The organism is Lachnoanaerobaculum saburreum DSM 3986, from assembly GCF_000185385.1.
Lineage (GTDB): Bacteria > Bacillota > Clostridia > Lachnospirales > Lachnospiraceae > Lachnoanaerobaculum > Lachnoanaerobaculum saburreum.
This window is the reverse complement of record NZ_GL622296.1, coordinates 2,602,434-2,611,284: the sequence shown is the minus strand read 5'-3', so window position 1 is coordinate 2,611,284 and position 8,851 is coordinate 2,602,434. Positions and strand designations below refer to the sequence as shown.

At 39.5% G+C, this 8,851-nt stretch carries 6 protein-coding genes; 5 read left to right on the top strand and 1 reads right to left on the bottom strand.

The annotated features are described in order from the left end of the window. The 5 genes from HMPREF0381_RS12085 to HMPREF0381_RS12065 form a co-directional block, all read left to right on the top strand. The coding region (locus HMPREF0381_RS12085) for an O-antigen polymerase (RefSeq protein WP_008752274.1) at positions 1-1,223 on the top strand (1,223 nt) is incomplete at its 5' end. After that, positions 1,211-2,560 (top strand): MATE family efflux transporter, encoded by a 1,350-nt coding sequence (locus tag HMPREF0381_RS12080; protein ID WP_008752273.1) that lies wholly within the window; start codon positions 1,211-1,213, stop codon positions 2,558-2,560. The genes HMPREF0381_RS12085 and HMPREF0381_RS12080, both read left to right, overlap by 13 nt. Positions 2,561-2,922: 362 nt before the next feature. Then, positions 2,923-3,981, top strand: coding sequence for an ABC transporter substrate-binding protein (locus HMPREF0381_RS12075; RefSeq protein WP_008752272.1), 1,059 nt, complete (start codon positions 2,923-2,925; stop codon positions 3,979-3,981). A gap of 8 nt (positions 3,982-3,989) precedes the next feature. Beyond that, positions 3,990-4,889: an ABC transporter permease gene (locus tag HMPREF0381_RS12070; protein ID WP_008752271.1), complete on the top strand. Its 900-nt coding sequence runs from the start codon at positions 3,990-3,992 to the stop codon at positions 4,887-4,889. Then, complete coding sequence (locus tag HMPREF0381_RS12065) at positions 4,876-5,664, top strand: ABC transporter ATP-binding protein (RefSeq protein WP_008752270.1); 789 nt, start codon at positions 4,876-4,878, stop codon at positions 5,662-5,664. The genes HMPREF0381_RS12070 and HMPREF0381_RS12065 overlap by 14 nt, the downstream gene beginning before the upstream one ends. 75 nt (positions 5,665-5,739) lie before the next feature. Here HMPREF0381_RS12065 and HMPREF0381_RS12060 read toward each other — a convergent pair whose 3' ends face one another. Continuing rightward, complete coding sequence (locus HMPREF0381_RS12060; RefSeq protein ID WP_008752269.1) at positions 5,740-8,706, bottom strand: transglycosylase domain-containing protein; 2,967 nt, start codon at positions 8,704-8,706, stop codon at positions 5,740-5,742. Positions 8,707-8,851 lie beyond the last annotated feature (145 nt).

Here is an 8,851-nt window from a genome sequence, read left to right as displayed (position 1 = left end):
CTGTTCTTTTTTTGGTGGCATTATATCTTTATATTAAAGAATATAGATATTCAAATTCTTTGGTCAATCTTCGCGGAATATTTTCATTAGCATTTGTAGGCGGAGAGGGGATTTCCGCACTGAAACTGTCACATTTGGCAAAACCATGGAGTGATACTACATGGATTTGCCTTTGTCTGGCTTTCGGCTGTTTCTATATGATGTTTGAATGGTTAAAAAGATATCTTGGAAACCCTTATAAAAATAAGGAAGAAAGAATCATTGAAAAGAATAATGAGAACAGGTTGTATGTATGTATAGTTATACTTGCAATGATTTCTGTAATTGCATTTAATATTGAGGCTATTAAGCTTGGCTTTATACCCTTTCTTTTGAGAGGAGTACCTCACGCATACTCATATTTTCATATTTCAGGAGTACATTATTTTACTGTCAGTTGCATATTGGTACCTTCACTCAGTATAATATATCTAAGTGAGGAGAGGAATTTGAATATTGTAAAATCAGTATTTCTTGTACTTGCAAATATTGTTGCCATGCTGATACCGATACTCTGTGTGTCAAGATTTCAATTTATGTTTGCAATACTGATGGCGTTTGTTACCTTGCTTATTCTAAAAAGAGAAAAGATAAGACCGCTTTATTTTATAGCGGTAGTTGTGATTATAGTGCCGGTATATCTGCTTTTGTCGGTAGCCAGAAGTCATAATGTAGAGTATCTTAACGGTATTTTCGAGATGAAGTACAATTTGCCGATTTTTATAACTCAACCATATATCTATATTGCAAATAATTATGACAATTTGGATACTTTGATTAAGGAATTGCCTAAGCACAGCTTCGGACTTAAGGGGCTGTTTCCGCTGTGGGCACTTTCAGGACTGAAGTTTATATATCCTAAACTTGTGGATTTTCCTATCTTTGTAAATAAGACCGAGCTTACAACTGTAACATTGTTTTATGACGCTTTTTATGATTTCGGTATAGTCGGTGTCGGAGCATTTTCCGCCATACTCGGAGCGGTAAGTTTTTTCTTTGAAAAGTGGATAAGAAGCACAAGGCATGCAGTTTTTTATATGATATATGCACAATGGTTTGTATATCTTGCACTGTCATTTTTCACTACATGGTTTTCAAATCCTGCCACATGGTTTTATTTTAGTGCAACTGTAGTGATATTCCTTATTTGTGAGAAGAGGGTAGGTAAGTTATGGACAATATGAGCGTTTTGGACAGGCAATATAAGGAAATGACTGAGACTCCTGTAGAGAAATTGATTCTGCGACTGAGTGTTCCCACTATTGTGAGCATGCTTGTTACAAATATTTATAATATGGCGGATACATTCTTTGTCGGAAGGCTTGGAACAAGTGCATCCGCCGCTATAGGAATAGTTTTTTCACTTATGACTATAAATCAGGCACTTGGCTTTATGTGCGGTCATGGATGCGGCTCCAATATATCCAGAAAACTTGGAAATAAGCAGGGAGATGAGGCTGTCAAGTTTGCATCCACCGGATTTTTCATGTCACTGTTTTTGGGTGTACTTATAATGATTACCGGTATAATATTTATGGAGCCTCTGCTTAGGATAATGGGCAGTACGGATACCATAATTCCATATTCAAAATCTTATGGTATATGTATACTGTTATCCGCTCCGTTTATGACAGCAAGCTGTGTGCTGAATAATGTTCTCAGATATGAAGGTAAAGCTGTTCTTGCAATGGTGGGACTTACTCTGGGAGGTGTTTTGAATATTATAGGAGATCCGATATTTATATTCGGACTCAATATGGGTACTTTGGGAGCCGGTATATCTACAGCCGTTTCACAGGTCATAAGTTTCTTTGTTTTGCTTTTTATGTTCGGAGGAGACAGAACCGTATCAAGACTTAGGTTTTCAGCAGTTTCATGGGATATAAAGGATATTCTTAATATATTATATACAGGCTTGCCAAGTCTTATCAGACAGGGAATGATGAGTGTGTCTACAATGGTGCTTAACTATATGTCCATGCCGTATGGTGATGCAGCCATCGCCGCAATGAGTATTGTAAGCAGGGTTTGTAATTTCATATTTGCCATCGCGCTAGGTATATCACAGGGTTTTCAGCCCGTATCCGCCTTTAACTACGGTGCGAAGAAGTTTAAGCGTGTAAAGAGGGCGTTTGTATTTTGCTGTGGGCTAAGTATGATAATCCTTGGAGTTTTAAGTGTGCTTTCACTTATTTTTTCAGGTCACATAATAGGGCTTTTCAGAGATGATGCGGATGTTATAAGAATAGGAACTTTTGCACTTAGAGCACAATGTATAGTTTTATTTATATCACCTATTACATTGGCCGCAAGTATGATGTTTCAGGGGGCAGGTGAAAACCTCGCTTCGTCAATAGCATCTTTTTTAAGAAGCGGAATTACCTTTATACCGATGGTTGCCGTACTTCCGAGGTTCTTTGGAATATATGGAATACAGCTGGCTCAACCGGTATCTGATATAATTTCATTTATTATAGTGTTGCCTTTGATTTTGGGGTTCTTTAAGAAAATAAATGCATAAATTTCATTGGTAAATATTGACAATTTATTGATTTTAAAGTATAAAAGAATAAACCGTTGATTAGGAGAAAAGAAATTAGTTACTTACAGAGAGTCGGAGGTGCTGAGAACCGATAGAGATGACGATTTTAATATGGACCTATGAGGGCAAGGTGAAAGGAAACAAGTAGCTAAGACGGCAGCTTCCGTTATCAGGCAGAAAATGTGTCGGCATTTTTGTAGAGAGAGTATTTTTACTAATGAAGGTGGTATCGCAGGCTTTGCTTGTCCTTTGGGATGACAAACCTGCGTTTTTTAGTGCATAAGTCACTGCCGTTATCATGTGGTAAATTTATCCCTATATAAGATGCCTAAGGAGGAGAAATGAATTTAATAAAGAAACTTGGAATTATAGCAATAGGTGCAATGCTTATGGCAGGTTGCACACCGAAGTCCGCCACAACACAGAGCGGTACAGAGAGTTTGACTACAGAATCATCTAAGACGGAGAGTGTGACAGCGGATACAAACAAAGATATGAAAAAAATCGGTGTAATACAGCTTGTAGAGCATAAGTCACTTGATATAATATACAATTCATTTAAAGATGAACTGAAAAATCTGGGTTATGTGGACGGTGAGAATGTAAAGATTACCTTTCAGAATGCACAGGGAGATATGTCAAATATTACAAGTATTGTTCAGGGATTTGAGGGAGATAAGCAGGATGTAGTGGTAGGTATTGCAACACCTGTAGCACAGGGGGCTATGAGTCTTACAAAAACAACTCCGGTAGTATTCTCGGCAGTAACGGATCCGATAGGAGCGGGTGTGCTTACAGATATGAATGCGCCTGATAAGGGAATGACAGGTACAAGCGATGCTGTACAGATAGATAAGATAATGGATCTTGCACTTGAAATTACTCCAAATGTAAAGAAAGTAGGATTTATTTACAATCCCGGAGAGGATAATTCAGTGACCAATCTCGGTTTACTTGAAAAGTATGTAAAGGAGAAAAATCTTGAACTTGAGACGGTAAGTATCTCAACAAGTGCAGATCTTCAGACTGCTGCCGCATCACTTTTTGAGAAGGTGGATATGATCTTTGTGTCAAACGACAATACGGTAGCGGAAGCGATGCCTATACTTACATCAGAGGCAATAAAGGCAAAAAAGCCGGTATATGTAGGTGCCGACTCAATGGTAATGGACGGAGGTCTTGCTACAGTAGGTATTGATTATACCGATCTCGGTAAGGAGACCGCAAAGATGGTGGATGAGATATTAAAAGGTAAACCTGTAAATGAAATCCCTGTAAAAGTATTTAAGGATGACCTTTTTATATATGTAAATACCGATACGGCCAAGGCACTTGGTATAGAGATACCTGACAGCATCAAGAATGATAAGAAGTTTGTGGAAATCAAATCAAATAAGTAGGGGAAAAAATGACACTGTCAACATTACTGGGTAGTATTGAACTTGGACTGATATTTGCAATATTATCACTTGGATTATTTATAGCTTTTAGAATTTTGGATTTACCGGATCTGACTGTAGACGGAAGTTTTGTTACAGGACTTGCATACAGTGCGGTGTGGTCTGTAGCTGAAAATCCGCTTATGGGAATTGTAACAGGAGCAATCGGAGGAATGTTTGCCGGTATCGTAACAGGTATACTGCATACAAAATTAAAAATACATGCCATACTTGCCGGAATATTGACCATGACAGGACTGTATTCCATAAATTTATTTTTAATGGGTGATAAGCCGAGTATTTTCTTTTATGGTGCAAAGACTGTATTTACTCCGTTTGAAGGCAGGTTTTTCCTTGCCGGAGTAGATATAGGAAAGCTTATATTGCTTTTGATTATAGTGGCGGTATTGGTTGCGGGACTCAAATTATTTTTGATGACTCAGATAGGTCTGTCACTTCGTGCCACAGGTGATAATGAAGCAATGGTTAGAAGTTCAAGTATCAACACTGATGCAATGAAAATACTTGGATTTTCACTTTGTAATCTTTTAGTGGCATTTTCAGGTGCTATATATGCACAGTACAATATGACCGCTACACATGGTGTGGGAACCGGAATGTTGGTACTTGGGCTTGCAAGTATAATAATAGGTGAAACCGTTATCGGAAAGAGAGGGATGCTAAGGCATCTGATTGCCGTAGTGGCAGGTGCGATAATATATCGTATAATGCTTGCTGTTGCATTCGGTCTCGGATTGCCTGCAATATACTTAAAACTTTTCTCAGCGGTTATAGTGGTGCTTGCAATAAGTATACCTTTAATAAAACCTGCACTTGTAAGATGGAGGAAGGTACATGCTGGAAATTAAAAATGTAAATGTCATATTCAATAAGGATACTGTAAATGAAAAGAAAGCATTATGTGACTTGAGTCTTATACTAAACGACGGTGATTTTGCCACTGTTATCGGCAGCAACGGAGCCGGAAAATCCACTATGTTAAATGCGATAGCCGGAAATATAGAGGTGGAGAGCGGCAGAATATATAATAACGGTCAGGATATTACATATATGAAGGAACATAAGAGGGCAAGATTTATAGGAAGGCTTTATCAGGATCCTTTAAAAGGTACGGCACCGCATATGACCATTGAGGAGAATATGGGACTTGCTTACAGCCGCGGCAAGAATATACGATTCGGCTTCGGAGTAAGAAGAAGTGACAGAGAGTATTTCAAATCAGTCTGTGCAAAGCTTGGTATCGGTCTTGAACACAGATTAAAGAATGAAGTAGGTGGACTTAGCGGCGGACAAAGGCAGGCACTGACACTTTTGATGGCGACTATGGAGACACCTGAGTTACTTTTGCTTGATGAGCATATCGCCGCACTTGACCCTAAGACAAGTAAGAAAATAATGGAAATAACAAACAGGATTGTGTCTGAAAATCATATTACAACGCTTATGATAACACATAATATCAGAGATGCACTTGATTTCGGCAACAAGACTATAGTAATGAACGGCGGAAGTATACTGACTGTTTTAGAGGGAGATATGAGAAAGAATATGACAATTGCGGATGTAATGAAATTGTATTCGGGTACAGATGCCATGCTTAGCGATAAGATGATACTCGGTTAAAAAGTTTATAAAACTTCTATAATAAAAGGACCAATATCTCACACGGTTTGATATGTGAGAATTAGTCCTTTTGTTTTATTCTCCTCCACCGGGACCTATAAGTATAGGTGATGCCTGACCGCCGGGACCGTCAGTGGATACTGAAGGTCCGGGAGTTGCAACAGGTCCGTCATTTCGCGGATTGGTCACTCCGGGTCCATGTAGTACATCGGAATCGGTATCACTCTTTGTAGGAGCGGTCGTCTTTATATGTGAAGAAGCGGTGGTTTCAGGAGCTGTGGCTTCTGAGGGCTGTTCCTTAGACTTATTCTTTTTATCAGGTTTTGTAGGTTTAATAACGGGACTTGGAGCCGCACCCACATGTTCATTATTAGTGTCTGCACTTGTAGGGGCATTGCCGGTTTGTCTGGGTGTTACTATAGGATGGCTGCTCTTTGGAGCCACACCTACACCTGCATCCCCTTCATCACCTAAAGTAGGCGCAGAGGAGTCTATTATAGGGTTGACACCGCCATGTATATTGCAGGTGGCAGACGGTGCGGCATACTGTGAATCATCTGTTTTTGGCTGGCCGCTTGGAACTATAAGAGCCACTCTTGTAGTGGTAGGACAGTTAGGTGTCGGCAAAAGACCGCTGTCTCTGCAAACTGTAACTGTAGTGTGGTGGTCACAGACCTCGGTAGGTACGGTACCCTTTGCAAAGTATTCGGTATATGTAGAATCCCCTCTCGGATCATGTTCACAGACTCCCGGAATAGGGAGCTTGCCGGATTTCCTGCAAACTACAGCTGTTTCTACAGAGTCAGGTGCAGGGAAACCTATATCTTGTGCGCCTTCTGAAACCTTGTTCATTATTTTTCGCCAGATATCTTTGTGGAAGCTTGTACCTCCATTGTCTGAAAGAGTCTGATTTTCATCACATCCTGCCCATACACCGGCTGTATAATATGGTGTAAAACCTACAAACCAGACATCCACATTGTTTGATGTGGTACCTGATTTACCTGCGACACTCATATGGTCAAGATGTGCCCTGGTAGATGTAGAGTTTACATTGATTCCGCTGCTTGCAAACTTTCTGTTATTTTGTGTAGATGCTGCCATAGCATCAGTAAGCAGAAATGCAGTGGAATCCTTTATAACTCTATGTGTTTGAGGCGAAGTGTTGTCAAGGATTGTCTTACCGTTGTGGTCTACAATTTTTGTAAAGAACATCGGCTTTGTATATATACCTTGATTGGCTATAGTTGCAAATGCTCCTGTAAGTTCAAGATTTGTAACACCCTTTGTAAGACCGCCAAGTGCAAGTGAAGCATTATAATCCTGATCGGTAAGTGTACTTATACCGAAGTCTGTGGCATACTGCACACCGACTCTGGGTGTTACAGTTTCCATAAGTGTCTTTATTGCTACGATATTCATAGAATATATGATACCGTCACGAATGCTTGACCATCCGAGATAACCTTGTTTATCATACCAGTTTTTGAAAGTTTTATCTCCCAGAGTATATTCGGCATCATAATAGGTAGTGGCAAGAGTAGCACCGCTGGTATCAAGTGCAGGTGCAAATGATGATATCACCTTAAAGGTGGAACCGGGCTGTCTGGTGGTATCAGTGGCTCTGTTAAGTGAAAGTGAAGTGGTTTTTTCACCTCTACCGCCATTGATTGCTTTTACCGTACCGGTTTTTTGATCCATAAGCACAAATGACACCTGCGGTTCAAGTACGGTCTTTAGAGTTTCACCTGCTATGGTATCGCCGTCTTTTAATATGGCGGACTTATATTTTTCGGCATCGGCTTTTGCCGCTTCTTCTGTTTGGTAAAGCCCGTTGAAGCCGTCCTTAAGAGTCTCGCTATGATACTTATTGATATCTTTTTCAGAATAATTATGTGTATTCTTCTCACTGTCGGTGACAGTCAACCTATATTCAAGTGAGTACTTTGTATCGGGGTAGTTTGCAGGATTGTTTACTTCACTGTCAACTATCTGCTGCAAGTTGGGGTCTTGAGTGGTATATATGGACAAACCGCCGCTGTATAAAAGATTATGTGCCTGTGTTTCGGTATAGCCCATTTCATTAATAAAAGCTTGTGTTACCTGTGAAATCAGTGCATCTGTAAAATAGCTGTACGGACTGTTTTTTTCCTTTGCAAGAGTATTTATATTTTGAATCCTTGAGTATACGTCATCTGCAAGTGCTTCTTCCTGCTGTTCCTTGGTGATATAGCCCTGGTCGTACATATATTGAAGAATTATTTTTCTTCTGTCCGAATTTGCTGTTTGACCTGTGATAGGATTGTATTTTGTAGGTCCCTTGGTTATAGCCGCAATAACGGTTGCTTCCGAGAGAGTTAAATCTGAAACCTCTTTTCCGAAATATCTTCTGGCCGCCACCTTTACACCAAGTGAATTGCTTCCAAGGTTTATAGTATTCAGATAGTTTGTAAGGATTAGCTTTTTGTCCATTTGTTTTTCAAGCTTTACCGCCAGATACATCTCCTGGAATTTTCTCTCTACTTTTTCGCCGAAGCTTCTTTCTCTACCGCCATTGAATACATTGTTTTTTATAAGCTGCTGTGTAATGGTAGAGCCGCCGCCGGAAGAACTTTTGCCGGTGATTACACCGCTGATTGCTCTCAGTATCGCTCTGGTATCTATACCTCTATGTTTCCAAAATCTTGAATCCTCTATGGCGACAAATGCGTCAATAAGTACTTTCGGCAATTCATCATATGTGGCTTCTTCACGGTTTGAGCCTGCCATTACCAAAGTATCTGTGACTTGCCCTGAGGCATTGTATATTGTAGTGGCATATCCAAGCGGTACAATACTGTCAACATCCACATCGGGAGCATTGTCAATGATACCCTTTATCATGCCTATACCCATGGCACCACCGAGAACCGCTATTACCAGTAATGCAAGAAAAAATGTTTTTACCGCCTTAAATATGGCTTTATTTATATATCTTTTTTTCTTTGAACCGGATGATACAGTGTTCTTTTTGGGAGTATTATTTTCATTCTCTTTATTCATCACTTTTTCCTTTTCAAAATAAATTTACAAAAGTAACTAAGAGTACTCACTCTTAGACTAGATTATACAACATTAGTTTGATATAGGCTATCAGCTTTAAATAATCTTTATTTTTTTATCAGATTTAGTAAATATAAAAAAAGGC

What these genes read in the sequence shown, in the direction of transcription:
- HMPREF0381_RS12080 (WP_008752273.1), top strand. Translation starts at nt 1,211, where the DNA reads ATGGACAATATGAGCGTTTTGGACAGGCAATATAAGGAAATGACTGAG.
- HMPREF0381_RS12075 (WP_008752272.1), top strand. Translation starts at nt 2,923, where the DNA reads ATGAATTTAATAAAGAAACTTGGAATTATAGCAATAGGTGCAATGCTT.
- HMPREF0381_RS12070 (WP_008752271.1), top strand. Translation starts at nt 3,990, where the DNA reads ATGACACTGTCAACATTACTGGGTAGTATTGAACTTGGACTGATATTT.
- HMPREF0381_RS12065 (WP_008752270.1), top strand. Translation starts at nt 4,876, where the DNA reads ATGCTGGAAATTAAAAATGTAAATGTCATATTCAATAAGGATACTGTA.
- HMPREF0381_RS12060 (WP_008752269.1), bottom strand. Translation starts at nt 8,706, where the DNA reads ATGAATAAAGAGAATGAAAATAATACTCCCAAAAAGAACACTGTATCA.